13 protein-coding genes are annotated in these 16,068 nt (G+C 37.0%); all 13 read left to right on the plus strand.

Annotated elements, in window-relative coordinates:
• The 13 genes from J2S06_RS03510 (at nt 1) to ftsA (ending at nt 16,032) form a co-directional block, all read left to right on the plus strand.
• Nucleotides 1-2,166 carry a penicillin-binding protein gene (locus tag J2S06_RS03510; protein WP_419151295.1) on the plus strand — a complete coding sequence of 722 codons (2,166 nt, stop codon included), beginning with the start codon at nt 1-3 and terminating at the stop codon, nt 2,164-2,166.
• 207 nt (nt 2,167-2,373) lie between these two features.
• Nucleotides 2,374-4,311 carry a stage V sporulation protein D gene (locus J2S06_RS03515; RefSeq protein WP_419151296.1) on the plus strand — a complete coding sequence of 646 codons (1,938 nt, stop codon included), beginning with the start codon at nt 2,374-2,376 and terminating at the stop codon, nt 4,309-4,311.
• A 148-nt stretch (nt 4,312-4,459) separates the two neighbouring features.
• A complete protein-coding gene (locus tag J2S06_RS03520; protein WP_419151297.1) occupies nt 4,460-5,959 on the plus strand; it encodes a UDP-N-acetylmuramoyl-L-alanyl-D-glutamate--2,6-diaminopimelate ligase in 1,500 nt (499 codons plus the stop codon).
• Nucleotides 5,960-6,072: 113 nt separating this feature from the next.
• Entirely contained in the window at nt 6,073-7,047 is a 975-nt protein-coding gene (mraY, locus tag J2S06_RS03525; protein ID WP_419151298.1) for a phospho-N-acetylmuramoyl-pentapeptide-transferase, read from the plus strand.
• A 1-nt stretch (nt 7,048) separates the two neighbouring features.
• Nucleotides 7,049-8,404, plus strand: a complete 1,356-nt coding sequence (gene murD / locus J2S06_RS03530; protein ID WP_419151299.1) for a UDP-N-acetylmuramoyl-L-alanine--D-glutamate ligase — start codon at nt 7,049-7,051, stop codon at nt 8,402-8,404.
• Nucleotides 8,405-8,456: 52 nt separating this feature from the next.
• Entirely contained in the window at nt 8,457-9,557 is a 1,101-nt protein-coding gene (gene spoVE / locus J2S06_RS03535; protein ID WP_419151300.1) for a stage V sporulation protein E, read from the plus strand.
• A 123-nt stretch (nt 9,558-9,680) separates the two neighbouring features.
• A complete protein-coding gene (gene murG / locus J2S06_RS03540; protein ID WP_419151455.1) occupies nt 9,681-10,787 on the plus strand; it encodes an undecaprenyldiphospho-muramoylpentapeptide beta-N-acetylglucosaminyltransferase in 1,107 nt (368 codons plus the stop codon).
• A gap of 60 nt (nt 10,788-10,847) precedes the next feature.
• Nucleotides 10,848-11,759, plus strand: coding sequence for a UDP-N-acetylmuramate dehydrogenase (murB, locus tag J2S06_RS03545; protein WP_419151301.1), 912 nt, complete (start codon nt 10,848-10,850; stop codon nt 11,757-11,759).
• Between the two features lie 198 nt (nt 11,760-11,957).
• Nucleotides 11,958-12,758 (plus strand): cell division protein FtsQ/DivIB, encoded by an 801-nt coding sequence (locus J2S06_RS03550; protein ID WP_419151302.1) that lies wholly within the window; start codon nt 11,958-11,960, stop codon nt 12,756-12,758.
• Nucleotides 12,739-13,449 carry a DUF881 domain-containing protein gene (locus J2S06_RS03555; RefSeq protein ID WP_419151303.1) on the plus strand — a complete coding sequence of 237 codons (711 nt, stop codon included), beginning with the start codon at nt 12,739-12,741 and terminating at the stop codon, nt 13,447-13,449. Before J2S06_RS03550 ends, J2S06_RS03555 begins: the two co-directional genes overlap by 20 nt.
• Nucleotides 13,450-13,478: 29 nt before the next feature.
• Nucleotides 13,479-14,210 (plus strand): DUF881 domain-containing protein, encoded by a 732-nt coding sequence (locus J2S06_RS03560; protein WP_419151304.1) that lies wholly within the window; start codon nt 13,479-13,481, stop codon nt 14,208-14,210.
• Nucleotide 14,211: 1 nt separating this feature from the next.
• A complete protein-coding gene (locus tag J2S06_RS03565; RefSeq protein ID WP_419151305.1) occupies nt 14,212-14,574 on the plus strand; it encodes a small basic family protein in 363 nt (120 codons plus the stop codon).
• 168 nt (nt 14,575-14,742) lie between these two features.
• Nucleotides 14,743-16,032 (plus strand): cell division protein FtsA, encoded by a 1,290-nt coding sequence (ftsA, locus tag J2S06_RS03570; protein WP_419151306.1) that lies wholly within the window; start codon nt 14,743-14,745, stop codon nt 16,030-16,032.
• Nucleotides 16,033-16,068: the final 36 nt, after the last annotated feature.

The following is a 16,068-nucleotide window of genomic DNA, read 5'->3' on the forward strand; positions in this document are numbered from 1 at the left end:
ATGAAAAAAAACCAAAACATGAACAGAGGAGCAGCAATATTATCGATAATATTTGCTTTGCTCTTTTTTGTCTTATTTGTACGCTTTTTTTACATACAAATAACAGGTAAAGTGGATGGACAATTGCTCGCTGTCAAAGCTCAGGAAAAATACGAAAACAAAATTACATTAGAAGCTCAAAGAGGCAACATATTAGACCGGAATGGCGAGGTATTGGCGCAAGATACATCGACATTTACGTTAGTAGCTGTCTTAGATGAGTCATTAACAACAGATCCTGATCACCCGCAGCATGTAGTGGATCCGCAAGAAACGGCTGAAAAGCTTGCTCCACTTATAAATATGGATGTTTCTGAAGTTTTATCGATTTTAACGAAAGACCGAAAACAAGTAGAATTTGGAACAAATGGCCGCAATATAAGTTTTTCAAAAAAGAAGGAGATCGAGGCATTAGGACTGCCAGGAATCGGATTTATTCGTGATACGAAGCGTTTTTATCCGAACGGAAACTTTGCTTCAAATGTGATCGGATTTGCGCAAAATGATCAAGGAAAAACAGTAGGAAAACTTGGCATTGAAAAATACTTAAATAAATATTTGCAAGAAAAAGATGGCTATGTCAAGTACGAACAAGATCACTATGGATTTAAACTGCCTAATAGCGATGATCAGATCGTCTCACCTGATAATGGAGCGAATGTTTATTTAACAATTGATCAAAAGATCCAAACGTTTTTAGAAGATGCAATGAATGAGGTGGAAAAGGAATATCAGCCTCAAAAAATGATTGGCATTGTCATTGATCCAAAAACTGGAAAAATATTAGCGATGACACAACGACCAAGCTTTGATCCAAATAAGCGAAATATCGTCAATTATTATAATGATGCCATTTCATATGCGTATGAGCCAGGTTCGACGATGAAAATTTTTACCTTAGCCGCAGCCATTAATGAAGGAGTATATAAAGGGGATGAAAAATACCGATCGGGAACGTATCCGGTAAAAGGATCAAAGCCTATACGAGACCACAATAATAAAGGATGGGGAACGATTACCTTTGATGAAGGAGTGCAGCGTTCCTCAAATGTTGCCTTTGCTATTATCGCAAAGGAAAAGCTTGGCTTTGATACCTTCTATCATTATTTAGAGCAATTCGGGTTTACGAAAAAAACTGGAATTGATCTCCCGAATGAAGGAACGAGTAAAATCAACTTCCAATATGAAGTGGAAAAAATAACAACGGCTTTTGGACAAGGGACAGCAGTTACACCGATTCAACAGATTCAGGCAGCAACGGCAATAGCCAATGACGGCAAAATGATGAAACCGTATATTATTGAAAAAGTAGTAGACCCTGATGACGGTGAAGTATTGCTAGAAAATAAACCGATCGTTGTTCGAGAACCAATCACCAAAGAAACGGCCAATAAAGTTCGGGATATATTGGGGACGGTTGTCAGCTCTGAGAATGGTACAGGTCAGCCATACCAAATTGAAGGCTATGAAGTTGCGGGGAAAACAGGGACTGCACAAATCGCAGGGAAGAACGGTAAGTATTTAACGGGCAGGGAAAATTATATCTTTTCATTTTTAGGAATGGCACCAAAAGATAACCCAAGGCTACTCGTTTATGTGGCGGTTCAACAACCGAAATTAAAGCCTACGGAGGTTGGTTCAGCTCCCGTATCGAAAATTTTTAAAACAGTGATGAAAAATGGCTTAGAATATTTACAAGTCAAGCCGGATCACAACACTACACGACAAAAATCTGAAATGAATATTGGCTTTTTGATCGAAGACTTTTCAAATCAAGATGTTCAAAAAGTTTCCGAGCAGTTAATGGAGCAAAAAATGGATGTGATTACATTAGGAGATGGGAAAACCGTAATAGCCCAATATCCACTAGCCCATTCACGAGTCATTGCCAATGAAAAAATATTGTTAAAAACAGATGGTCAAGTCACAATGCCAGATATTACTGGATGGTCACTTCGGGATGTGTGGAAACTTGCTTCCATTTTAGATCTCGATTTGGATTATGAAGGAAATGGATACGTACAAACACAAAGTATAAAAGCTGGTACAAAAATCAAAAATAAAGCTTCATTAACTGTCAAACTGACTAAGAAAACAGATTTAATACAAGATCAAAAGGAACAATGATAAGCATTAGGATACATATTTCCTTTCTATTTTGACATTGCCCTCAAAGGAATTCGTTTCGTTCAGTTTGAAGAGAAATAAAAAAGCTTGACAGGCTATATAGATGTCAAGCTTTTTTATTTCATATTGCGGACATGACAGCTTGTTCTATCATGGCTTCGCAGGGCATATATTTTTTTAACGAGCTTGAATGAGAGGAGTACTAGAATGAGGGTGTCAAACGTAACGGTACGAAGACGTCTCGTTATTGTGTTATTGATCGGTTTTCTCGTTTTTTTGATCATCGATGTTCGTCTCGGCTATGTTCAGTTTATTATAGGGGATCGCTTAACATCATTAGCGAAAGATTTATGGAGTCGAAACATTCCGTTTGAACCGCTGCGCGGGGAAATATTAGATCGGAATGGAAAAAAACTAGCAACAAACGTTAGCGCTCCAACCGTATATGTTGTACCTAGGCAAATTGAAAATCCATCTGAAGCAGCAAAAAAATTAGCGGAAGTTTTAAATATGTCTGAAGAAAAAGCGTACCAATTTCTCACCAAAAATGCAGCAAGTGTTCGTATCAATCCAGAGGGTCGAAAGATTTCCTACGAAAAAGCTCAGGAAATTCGTGCATTAGGTATACAAGGAATTTATATCGCGGAAGATACGAAGCGATTTTACCCGTATGGAAGCTTTTTGTCACACGTATTGGGTTTTACGGGTATTGATAACCAAGGATTAGCAGGGCTTGAACTGTATTATGATGATGAATTAAAGGGGAAGCGTGGATATGTCAAGTTTTATTCTGATGCAAAAGGAAGGCGAATGCAAGGTGAAGGAGAAGAATATACACCGCCCATTGACGGATTAAATTTAAAGTTAACGATCGACGCGAATATACAAGCAATTATAGAGCGGGAATTAGATCAAGCTGAAGCAAAATATATTCCAGATGGGATGATTGCAATTGCAATGAATCCGAATAATGGGGAAATATTAGGAATGGCATCTCGCCCTAACTTTCATCCATCAGAATATCAACATGTTGATCCGAAAGTTTATAACCGCAACTTGCCGATCTGGAGCACCTATGAACCAGGATCGACCTTTAAAATTATTACGTTAGCAGCAGCATTAGAAGAGAAAAAAGTTGATTTAGATCAAGAGCATTTTCACGACCCCGGCTTTGCAAGGGTGGCTGGAGCGACTTTAAGGTGCTGGAAAAAAGGAGGTCATGGAGATCAAACGTTTTTAGAGGTCGTCCAAAACTCCTGTAACCCTGGCTTTGTCGAATTGGGAGAAAGATTAGGAACATCGACCCTTTTTAACTATATTAAAAAATTTGGTTTTGGCGAAAAAACAGGAATCGATTTACAAGGGGAAGGAAAAGGTATATTATTTTCTGAGGATAGAGTAGGACCAGTTGAATTAGCGACTACGGCTTTTGGCCAAGGTGTATCGGTTACACCTATTCAACAAGTTGCTGCTGTATCTGCGGCAATTAATGGCGGCGTGTTATATACACCATATATTGCAAAAGAATGGATCGACCCAAGTACAGGAAAAGTCGTTCATAAAACAACTCCGAAAGCGAAAAGACGTGTCATTTCAGAAGAAACATCGAAAGAAATTCGTTATGCTCTTGAAAGTGTTGTTGCAAAAGGAACAGGAAAAGGTGCTTTTGTGGATGGCTATCGCGTCGGGGGGAAAACAGGTACAGCGCAAAAAGCTGTCAATGGAGCTTATCTACAAAACAATCATATTGTTTCCTTTATTGGCTTTGCCCCCGCCGATGATCCGAAGATTGTCGTCTATATTGCAGTAGATAATCCAAAGGGAACTCTTCAATTTGGGGGATTGGTCGCAGCGCCAATTGTAGGAAAGGTCATTGGTGATAGTTTGCGTGAAATGGATGTTAAACCTCGAAAAGAACAAATGGAAAAGGAATATACATGGTCGGACACAAAGCTAGTAGAAGTTCCGAACCTTATAGGGTTAACAAAGCAAGAAATAGCCAATCAATTATTGAACTTCAAATTAGATGTCAATGGTGAAGGCAAAAACGTAGTCGATCAATCACCATCACCAGGAAAAAAAGTTAAAGAGGGTTCAACCATTCGAGTTTATTTTAACAATTCTGAAAAACATGAACATGAATAATGAATATAAGGGCTTTCATTCAATTATTATCATTTGGGTGAAAAGCCCTTATGGCACTTTTTTAAGATTTAAGCTAAAATGTGTACGTACATCATTTCTTTATGAATGTGAAAACAATAAGCTGAAATGTTGAGAGGATTGAGCATCAATGAAGCTGAAAGCTTTACTAAAATATTTATATCAATATCATGTATATGGTGAACAAAATCCTACGATTTCATCCATCGAAATGGATTCACGAAAGGTTACAAAAGGTAGTCTTTTTGTTTGTATTAAAGGATATACCGTTGACGGACATGATTTTGCCCTTGAAGCAATAAATAGAGGGGCAGCGGCGATATTAGCAGAACGAAAAGTCCATGTAAAAGATGATATCCCTGTCATTATCGTTAAAAATACAAAAAGAGCGATGGCGATTTTAGCTGATGCTTTTTACGGTCAGCCAACCCATAAGCTTCATTTAATTGGTGTGACAGGGACAAATGGGAAAACAACAACAACCCATATGATTGAAAAAATTTTAAAAGAGGCTGGTAAAAATACAGGATTGATCGGCACCATGTACATAAAAATAAAAGAAAAACAATATGATGTTAAAAACACGACGCCTGAAAGTTTAACTTTGCAATCGATGTTTAAAAAAATGATTGATGAAAATGTTACAAATGCAGTGATGGAAGTATCATCACATGCTTTACATATGGGACGTGTTCATGGCTGTGACTTTGATGTAGCAGTATTTACTAACTTAAGCCAAGATCATTTAGACTACCATCATACGATGGATGAGTATCGCAATGCGAAAGGTCTTTTATTTGCACAGCTTGGGAATGCCTATCATCATGAAAAACCGAAGTTCGCGATTTTAAATGGTGACGATTTAGCCTCCAAGTATTATGAACATATGACAAGTGCGCATATTATCACGTATGGTATTGATGCTGAATGTGACATCATGGCGAAAAATATTAAGATGAGTGCAACGGGCACAATGTTTACACTCGTTACTCCTGATGGGACGTACCCAGTACAAATGAAGCTCGTTGGTAAGTTTAATGTATATAATGTTCTTGCTGCGATTAGTGCGACACTTGTTTCAGGTATTTCAATTGAAACGATTTTAAAAGCTGTTCAATCGCTAGAAGGGGTGCGGGGAAGATTTGAACTCGTGAATGAAGGGCAAAATTTTACTGTTATTATTGATTATGCCCATACACCCGACAGCTTAGAAAATGTATTAAAAACAGTAAAACAGTTTGTCGATCATAAGATTTTTGTCGTGATTGGATGTGGTGGAGATCGCGATCCATCAAAACGTCCAAAAATGGCCCAAGTAGCTGTCAAATATGCTGATGTCCCTATTTTTACTTCGGATAATCCACGTAGTGAAGATCCGCTTGCTATTTTAAAAGATATGGAATCTGGAGTAGAAGGTGAATACTTTCACTCTATTGTCAATCGCGAGCAAGCCATTTATTTTGCGATAGCGAATGCCAAAAAAGGTGATTGTATTGTGATTGCCGGAAAAGGGCATGAAACGTACCAGCAAATTGGTAGCGAAACGTTTGAATTTGACGATAAAAAAGTGGCCGTACACGCTATACGAGAACTGCGTTCGAAGCATGGAAAAAATCAGGAAGGTAAGTGAATAGGAAGAGGAGATTATGAAATTGGATTGGTTTGATATGACAGCATATAAGGTAAAAATAGTAATATGTGTCCAAAAGCGTACACAAAAATCGGTGAAAGGAGGAGGCTTTGATGCTTGAGCAAGTCATTTTGCTTACTATATTGATGAGCTTTTTAATTACTGTATTACTTTCACCGATCATGATTCCATTTTTAAGACGACTAAAGTTTGGTCAAAGCATTCGCATAGAGGGGCCGAAATCACATCTGAAAAAATCAGGCACACCAACAATGGGCGGTGTTATGATCATTGTTTCGATCATTGTGACAACGATGATCATGACTAATAAATTTGCTGAGCCGAGTGTGGAAATGTATTTACTGTTATTCGTTACAATTGGCTACGGTTTGCTCGGGTTTTTAGATGATTTTATAAAAGTTGTGATGAAGCGAAATTTAGGGTTGACATCCAAGCAAAAATTAATAGGTCAAATGATGATCGCTGTTATTTTTTATTTCGTTTTTAACGAATATGGATTTTCGACAAATATTCGCTTTCCAGGTACGGAGTTTTCAATCGATTTAGGTTGGCTTTATGTATTGTTCATGATTTTTATGCTTGTCGGAGGATCGAATGCGGTAAATTTAACGGATGGTCTAGATGGACTTTTATCTGGTACTGCAGCCTTAGCATTTGGTGCTTATGCGGTATTAGCTTGGAATCAAGGGCAATATGATGTCTCCATTTTTTCAGTTGCCGTTGTAGGGGCAGTGCTTGGATTTTTAGTGTTTAATGCACATCCCGCTAAAGTATTTATGGGGGATACAGGTTCACTTGCCTTAGGAGGGGCAATTGTTACCGTTGCGATTTTAACGAAGCTTGAAATTTTACTAGTCCTGATTGGCGGTGTATTTGTCATTGAAACACTTTCGGTTATTATTCAAGTAATTTCTTTTAAAACAACGGGAAAAAGAGTATTTAAAATGAGTCCTCTCCATCATCACTATGAATTAATCGGATGGTCGGAATGGCGAGTTGTCGTAACTTTTTGGGTGATGGGACTATTATTTGCTATATTAGGAATCTATATTGAGGTGTGGTTGTAAATTGAAAAGCGTAAAAGAATTTAATGGGAGAAATGTTCTCGTACTAGGTTTAGCGAAAAGCGGTTTAGCAGCCGCTAAATTATTGCATCAATTGGAAGCAAATGTGATTGTTAATGACATAAAATCGATTGAAGAAAATGAAGCGGTTAAAGAGCTTGAGCAGTTAGGAATAACAGTTATTAGCGGAAAGCACCCGCTTGATCTCCTAGATGAGTATAAAATAGAAATGGTCGTCAAAAATCCTGGGATTCCATACAAAAATCCGATTATTACACAAGCCCTTCAAAAACAATTGCCCATTATAACAGAGGTTGAACTTGCCTATCGTATATCAGAAGCGGATATTATTGCCATTACTGGATCGAATGGAAAAACGACAACAACGACTTTAATTTTTGAAATTCTTAAAGCTGACGGACAAATGCCGTTGATTGCTGGAAATATAGGAAAGGTTGCCTGTGAGGTAGCCCAAAAAGCAAGTAAAGAAAATATAATCATCATGGAATTATCTTCCTTTCAACTGTTAGGAACCATTCATTTTAATCCGAAAATCGCTCTCATCTTAAATATTTTTGATGCTCATTTAGACTATCATGGAACGAAAGAAAAATATATGAAAGCGAAGCAACGGATTTTTCTGAACCAAAACCGAGATGATGTAGCCGTTGTGAATTTAGATGATGAACATGTGATTGAGCTTTCACATATTTCTAAAGCAGAAAAAGTTTATTTTTCGACAAAAGCTAACCTATCACAAGGTGCCTATATAAAAGATGAATATGTTTGGTATAACGATGAGGCTATTATGCCGATCAATGATATTGTTTTACCAGGAAAACATAATTTAGAAAATATATTAGCAGCTGTTGCCGTTGTAAAATCGAGAGGCGTTAAAAATGATGCAATACGTCAAGTTTTAACCTCGTTCTCGGGTGTAAGGCATCGCCTGCAATATGTAGATACTGTAAACGGCCGTCGTTTCTATAATGATTCGAAAGCGACAAATATTTTAGCAACGTCGAAGGCATTAGAGGCTTTCTCTACCCCTATTATTCTTTTAGCTGGCGGATTAGATCGCGGAAATGAATTTGATGAATTAAAACCTTTTTTAAGAAATGTTAAAGCGCTTGTCACTTTTGGACAAACTGCTCCGAAAATTGAACGCGTTGCAAAAGAAGCAGGAATAGAAAAAATCAAACGTGTCGATAATGTGGAACAAGCGGCTTTCGAAGCATATGAAATGTCTAACGAAAAAGATGTTATATTACTCTCCCCAGCCTGTGCGAGTTGGGATCAATATAAAACTTTTGAGGAACGAGGAGACATTTTCATAGACGCTGTGCATAAGCTTAAATAAGGGCTTGTACTTCTAAATACGCCCGAAAACAGAGTATTGGGGTGTTTAGGCGTTGACAACAAAAAAAACTACACCAGATTTTATTTTGCTTCTTACGACCCTTTTATTATTAACGTTCGGTTTAATTATGGTGTATTCCGCAAGTGCAATTTGGGCTTCTTATAAGTTTGATGATTCCTTTTTCTTTGCAAAGAGACAGCTCTTGTTTGCAGGTTTAGGTGTTTTATCGATGTTTTTTCTCATGAATGTCGATTATTGGACTTGGCGCACTTGGGCAAAGCTTTTATTAATTGTCTGTTTTATTTTATTAGTAGCGGTTCTAATACCTGGTGTCGGGATGGTTCGAAACGGTTCACGTAGCTGGATTGGTGTCGGTGCCTTTTCAATTCAGCCATCTGAATTTATGAAGCTTGCCATGATTGCTTTTTTAGCAAAGTTTTTGTCGGAAAATCAAAAAAAAATCACGTCATTAAAAAAAGGATTAGTACCAGCACTTAGTTTAGTATTTTTAGCTTTTGGTATCATTATGCTGCAGCCGGATCTTGGTACTGGGACTGTTATGGTTGGCACGTGTATTACGATGATATTTATTGCTGGTGCCAGGATCAGCCATTTTATTGGTTTAGGGTTAATTGGTCTAGCTGGTTTTGCGGCTTTAATTATTTCTGCTCCATATCGCATAAAACGAATCACATCCTTTTTAGACCCTTGGCAAGATCCGCTAGGAAGTGGATTTCAAATTATTCAGTCATTGTATGCGATCGGTCCAGGAGGATTATTTGGTCTCGGCCTTGGGCAAAGCAGGCAGAAATTTTTTTATTTGCCAGAACCGCAAACCGATTTTATTTTTGCTATACTTGCTGAGGAATTAGGGTTTATTGGAGGAACACTCATATTACTTCTGTTTAGCCTATTATTTTGGCGCGGCGTACGTGTTGCATTAGGGGCACCTGATTTATTTGGAAGCTTTTTAGCCTTAGGAATTATCGCCATGATTGCGATTCAGGTGATCATCAATATTGGGGTCGTTACAGGGTTAATGCCTGTAACTGGGATTACTTTACCATTTTTAAGCTATGGAGGTTCCTCCCTTACACTAATGTTGATGGCAATCGGCGTTTTATTAAACATAAGCCGCTATGCTAGGTATTAACAAATGTTTCATTTCGTAAAAAATAGTTTCTTATGACCTGGGGATAAAATGATAGTTTAGATGTGATACCCTGTTATATCAACAGGGTTATCTTGTTCAATATCGTACTGGGGGAAATGGATGATGAAAATTGTCGTTTCAGGTGGAGGAACAGGAGGGCATATTTATCCTGCTCTGGCATTCATTAAGGAAGTTCAAAAACATCATAAAAAGGTAGATTTTCTATACATAGGAACTAGTAATGGGTTAGAAAACAAGATTGTAAAAAGGGAAGGAATTCCTTTTAAAGAAATTGAAATAACTGGATTTAAACGCAGCCTATCATTCGATAATGTGAAAACCGTTATGAGGTTTTTAAAAGGGGTTTCGTTGTGTAAACGATATTTAAAGGATTTCAAAGCCGATGTTGTCATTGGTACGGGTGGGTATGTATGCGGACCAGTTGTATATGCGGCATCAAAACTACGAATTCCAACGATCATTCATGAACAAAACAGCTTGCCTGGGTTAACGAATAAATTTTTAGCTAAATATGTAGATAAAGTGGCGATCTGTTTTGAGGAAGCAGAAAAATATTTCCCACAAGATAAAGTCGTATTAACTGGGAATCCGCGAGCTTCTGAAGTGGTTGGCCATAATCCGAATAAAGGAAAAAAATCGTTAAATTTAGATGAAAAGCTTCGTACAGTTCTTATTTTTGGTGGGAGCCGTGGGGCACGACCTATTAATGATGCAGTAATTGGTGCATTAGAAAAATTTTCAAAAAAATCGTATCAAGTGATTTATGTAACAGGAGAAGTTCATTATGATTCGGTTATGAATAAAGCTAAGGAATTGAACTTAAAAAACAATGTCATCATCAAGCCGTTTATCCATAATATGCCAGAGGTGTTAGCGGCCGTTGATTTAGTTGTATCACGTGCTGGAGCGACCACAATAGCTGAAATTACAGCATTAGGGCTGCCAAGTATATTAATTCCAAGCCCTTATGTAACGGCAAACCACCAAGAAATGAATGCCCGTTCGCTGAGCAAGCATGAAGCTGCCATTCTTTTGTTAGAAAAAGAGATCAGCAGTGAACGGCTGCTGAAGCATATAGATGAAATATTATTAAATCCTGTTCAATTAGAGAGTATGAGAAAGGCTTCTAAAAAGTTTGGTATTCCAGATGCAGCACAACGATTATATATGGAAATGGAGAGGCTCGTGCAAAAATCGAATAGAGCTTAATGAAAGGATTTGCATAAGATGATCAATAAGTAAACATCTGATTGGAAACGGGGTGCGAACATGAAAGAAGTATTGGATCAACTTAGAATGGCTGATGTTGGGAAAGTACTTGAGAATGAACCATTGGCCAATCATACAACGATGAAAGTTGGCGGTCCAGCCGACATATTTGTAGAACCAAAAGATATTGAAAGCTTAAAGAAAACGATGGAAATTGTTAAACAAAATCGTATGAAATGGCGTGTCATTGGTCGCGGCTCCAATTTATTAGTTATGGATGAAGGGATAAGAGGAGTTGTTATAAAGCTTGGAAAAGGGATCGATCACCTTGAAGTAAATGGAGAGCAAATTAGAGTAGGTGGCGGTTATTCCCTCATAACACTTGCAACTGCCATGAGTCGAAAGGGGTTATCTGGATTAGAATTTGCAGGTGGTATTCCTGGTTCTGTTGGCGGGGCTGTGTTCATGAATGCAGGTGCGCACGGTTCTGATATTTCCAACATATTAGTAAAAGCCCATATTTTATTTGAGGATGGCACAATGGAATGGCTCACAAATGAAGAGATGGAATTTTCTTATCGAACATCAATTTTACAGCAAAAGCGGCCAGGATTATGTGTGGAAGCAATTTTTCAATTAAAAGCTTTAGATCGCCAAACAGTTGTAGAAACAATGCAAAAAAATAAAGATTATCGCAAAGAAACACAGCCATGGAATTATCCTTGTGCAGGAAGTATTTTTCGAAACCCGCTTCCTCATTATGCTGGACAATTAATTGAGAAAGCTGGTTTAAAAGGCTACCAAATAGGCGGCGCTAAAGTTTCGGAAATGCACGGTAATTTCATTGTCAACACCGGAAATGCAAAAGCAGAGGATGTCATCCATTTAATTCATTATATAAAGAAAACAATTTATGAAAAATTTCAAGTGCAATTAGAAACAGAGGTAGAAATTGTTGGGAATCATTTATAAAAACTTCTGCCGCTAAAATATATTCATATGGTATAATGTGCAATATAAATAAGGTTGAAATAAACGGCAATATATGCCGTTTATTTTCCGTTATTAGCTGTTATGTTCGGTAAAAATGAATCTTTTTTATATACTTTTTTCAATAAAATGAGGAATGAATACCTAGATCTGTTGTATCTAGGGTGGGGTGAACGTGTATTGGAAAATCAGAAAGTGATATCTTTAGAGGATCGAGTTCCAAAACTAAAGGAGAAAAGAAAAAGAAAAGCGAATCGTCAGCTCATTTTATTCATCATGATTTTTTTTACATTAATTCTTTTAATTATTTATTTACAAACGCCGTTAAGCAAAGTGAAAGTTATAAAGGTTGAGGGTGCCGTTAATATTACAGAAGAAACCATTGCAAAATTAAGTGGAATAACGACGAATACGAACTTTTGGAAAGTTGAAAAAGAAGAGGTTCGTGCAAATCTAAAAAAACATAAACTGATTAAGGATGTTCAAATTGAAAAAAAAATTCCTTATACTGTAATTATTAAGATTCAGGAATTTAAAAGAGTTGCCTACGTTTTTAAAAATTCATCTTATTATCCGATATTAGAGAATGGGGATTTATTGCCAAAACAATCGCAATTAATCTATCCAGATGCACCTTTATTAATGGAATGGGACGATTCCGAACTTATTCAGGATATGGCCCTTCAATTAAAGCAATTACCTTCTGGCATTACAAATGCTATATCTGAAATTCACCATACGCCAGTGAAAACGGACGATGAACAAATTACGGTCTATATGAATGATGGCTTTGAAGTCATCGCAACAATTCATACATTTGCCCAAAAAATGAAATCCTATCCGAACATCATTAGCCAGTTAGACCGAAATGTGAAAGGAATCATCCATCTAGAGGTCGGTTCTTATTTTGAAGCCTACAATAAGGAAGAAATGGAAAAACGAGATGAGGAGATTCAAAAAAATGAACAAGCTGAAAACTAGTTCTTTCATTCTTTTTATTATCATGCTTATTGTAGGAATTTTAATTTCCTATTCTTATCAAGTGACAAAAGAAACACAATCTCCTAATCATACTTCTTCGCAACAATGGGAAAAGGAATATGAAATTCGGAAGTTACTCATCGAACAAGAGAAGCAAAATCGTAAGCTTCAGCAACTATTATTTAAAAAACAACAGCAAGTGACAGAAATGGAAGAGAAATTAAAAGAAGAGAAGCAAATTTATTACAATCTTGTCGAGGATGTTGAAAAGCTAAGAATGTTTGTAGGAGAAGTTGGAGTGGTTGGACAAGGTATAGAAGTGACGTTAGAAGATGCATCCTATGTTCCAGAAGGAGGAAATGTCAACAACTACATCGTTCATGAAAGCCATCTTTTTAAAGTGATCAATGAATTGTTGATTTCAGGGGCCTCTGCCATATCCATAAATGGTCAACGGCTGTTTCACAACACCTATATTTATTGTAATGGTCCAGTTGTGACAGTGGATGGAAATCAATATCCTGCTCCGTTTGTCATTCGTGCGATTGGTGATCCTGAAGTATTGACACAGGCGTTAAATATTGCTGGAGGAGTGCTAGACCAGCTAGCTTATGACAATATTGTGGTCAAGGTAGAGAAGAAAAACGAAATCCGCATGGAACCATTAATTAAAAATCAAACGACAAACTAAATGAAAAGCACGGAATAGGTGATGGCATTTTGAAAAAAGAGTTTTGGAAAATTGGATTGCCCTTTTCCATGGTTACAGGCATTTTAGGATTTATGTTCGCAGTGCAATTTCAGTCCATAAAAGAGCCGATCGTTCGCGATACTCGTGATATGTGGGAGCTTCGTGAAGATTTAAAAAAAGAGCAAGAACTGCAGGTAGAATTGCTGAATAAAATAAGAAAATATGAAGAAATATACGAAAATTACCGCACGCAACATGATCAAAGTGCTGAAAATGCATTACGGGAAACGTTAGAGCAATTAAAATCAGAAGCAGGTCTAACAGAAGTGGTAGGACAAGGGGTTATTTTAACCGTTGAACCGCTTTTTACGACAAATTTAGCCGGTACATCTATTGAACAAGTTTCTCCAGAATTATTGAAACGAACAATTAATGAGTTGAATGCATACGGTGCAGAAGAAATTGCGATTAATGGCCATCGCATCATTAATTCAACCGTTATTCGCAATATTAATGGTATAACGAAAATTGATGGATACAATTTAAATCAATTTCCTATTACAATCCATGTCATCACAAGTGATGCGGAGAAGCTTTTTAATCGCATTAATGGTTCCACGTTAAAGGACGATTATGCCATTGATAATTTAAGTCTATCGATTTCCGATCCTCAGAGTAAAATTGTAGTACCGCCTTTTAAAGACACGATTCGAATTAAACATATGCAACCTTTAAATCGAGAAAAGGAAGGGAAATCTTAATATGTGGCTCCCTCTTATTGGATTATTATTAGGAATTTTATTAGGTTTATTAAGTGATGTAAAAATACCGGCAGCATATTCAAGCTATTTATCAATCGCCATTCTTGCTTCTTTAGATACGATATTTGGAGGTATTCGTGCTTATCTTCAAAAAATATATGATCATCTTGTATTTGTCACTGGATTCTTTTTTAATATAGTATTAGCTGCAAGTTTAGCTTTTCTAGGTGTTCATCTTGGTGTAGACTTGTATTTAGTAGCCGTTTTTGCATTTGGTGTTCGACTATTTCAAAACATCGCTGTTATTCGCCGTATTCTTATTTCTAATTGGAAAAATGCTAGAGAAAATGCGAAAAAAAAATGAATTTTAAAAAGGGAATGGCGAAAGTTTGTTGAATTTACAACATATACGCTCTTTTTATACATACTTTTTTTGATTATAGGACTGTAACATTTATTTAATACTAGTTTCATTGTATTGTTCTTCTGGAAATAATAGAATAGATATGATAAGTAAGGAGGTGCCATTAGAATGAACAGCAATGAAATATATGTGAGTCTGGACATCGGTACATCCAATGTAAAAGTGATGATTGGGGAAATGACAGATGAAACGTTAAACATTATCGGTGTCGGTAATGTAAAATCAAAAGGATTAAAAAAAGGTTCAATTGTTGACATAGATGAAACGGTTCATTCTATAAAAAAAGCAATTGAGCAGGCTGAAAGAATGGTTGGAATACCAATAAACAAGGTCGTTGTAGGAATTTCAGGAAATCATGTTCAGCTCCAAGATTGTCATGGAGTTGTAGCCGTTTCAAGTGAAAACAGAGAAATAACAAATGAAGATGTAAAGCGAGTGATTGAAGCGGCACAGGTGTTATCCATTCCGCCTGAACGTGAAATTATTGACTGCATTCCGAAGCAATTTATTGTAGATGGTTTAGATGGGATACAAGATCCGCGAGGAATGCTCGGTGTTCGTCTCGAAATGGAAGGTCTGTTAATTACTGGTTCCAAAACGATTCTACATAATGTATTACGATGTGTTGAACGAGCAGGCCTTGAAATTTCAGATATAGCCTTACAGCCGTTAGCTGCTGGAACCGTTGCTTTGTCGAAGGATGAAAAAAATTTAGGCGTTGCTTTAATTGAAATTGGTGGAGGATCAACAACCATTGCTGTATTTGAACAAGGACATTTAAAGGCCACCACTGTATTGCCTGTCGGTGGTGATCATATTACAAAAGATTTATCCATCGGTTTACGCACTTCAACAGAAGATGCAGAAAAAGTGAAAGTTAATCATGGATATGCCTTATATAATCATGCTTCTCAGGATGAAGTGTTTGAAGTATCCATTATTGGCAGTGATAAAAAACAGCAGTTTAATCAATTAGAGATAGCTGATATTATTGAAGCAAGAATCGAAGAGATTTTTCAACTCGTGAAAAATGAATTAAAGAAAATGGGAGTTCGTGATTTACCAGGTGGTTTTGTTTTAACAGGTGGAACGGTCAATATCCCTGGAATATTAGAGCTTGCCCAAACGGTGCTTGCCAGCAATGTTCGAATTGCAAGGCCGGATTATATAGGTGTTCGTGAACCTCAATATATGACAGGTGTTGGCCTTATTCAATTTGCATATAAAAATGCAAAAATTCAAGGTCGACGAATCGGCGCTAATGTTCAAATGGAGAAAATCCCGCATACGATACCGTCTGAAACCGTTCAGACACAACGGCAAGCACAAAAACCGAAACAAAAAAGTGAACCAAAGGTTAGTCGAGTGAAAAAGTTTTTTGGTTATTTTTTTGAATAACTTGCAGCAAATAGAAGCATTGATGGATTAGGAGGA

The sequence above is a fragment of the Bacillus alveayuensis genome (assembly GCA_030812955.1).
Classification (GTDB): Bacteria; Bacillota; Bacilli; order Bacillales; family Aeribacillaceae; genus Bacillus_CB; species Bacillus_CB alveayuensis.

What these genes read in the sequence shown, in the direction of transcription:
- J2S06_RS03510 (WP_419151295.1), top strand. Translation starts at nt 1, where the DNA reads ATGAAAAAAAACCAAAACATGAACAGAGGAGCAGCAATATTATCGATA.
- J2S06_RS03515 (WP_419151296.1), top strand. Translation starts at nt 2,374, where the DNA reads ATGAGGGTGTCAAACGTAACGGTACGAAGACGTCTCGTTATTGTGTTA.
- J2S06_RS03520 (WP_419151297.1), top strand. Translation starts at nt 4,460, where the DNA reads ATGAAGCTGAAAGCTTTACTAAAATATTTATATCAATATCATGTATAT.
- mraY (WP_419151298.1), top strand. Translation starts at nt 6,073, where the DNA reads ATGCTTGAGCAAGTCATTTTGCTTACTATATTGATGAGCTTTTTAATT.
- murG (WP_419151455.1), top strand. Translation starts at nt 9,681, where the DNA reads ATGAAAATTGTCGTTTCAGGTGGAGGAACAGGAGGGCATATTTATCCT.
- murB (WP_419151301.1), top strand. Translation starts at nt 10,848, where the DNA reads ATGAAAGAAGTATTGGATCAACTTAGAATGGCTGATGTTGGGAAAGTA.
- J2S06_RS03555 (WP_419151303.1), top strand. Translation starts at nt 12,739, where the DNA reads ATGAACAAGCTGAAAACTAGTTCTTTCATTCTTTTTATTATCATGCTT.
- J2S06_RS03565 (WP_419151305.1), top strand. Translation starts at nt 14,212, where the DNA reads ATGTGGCTCCCTCTTATTGGATTATTATTAGGAATTTTATTAGGTTTA.
- ftsA (WP_419151306.1), top strand. Translation starts at nt 14,743, where the DNA reads ATGAACAGCAATGAAATATATGTGAGTCTGGACATCGGTACATCCAAT.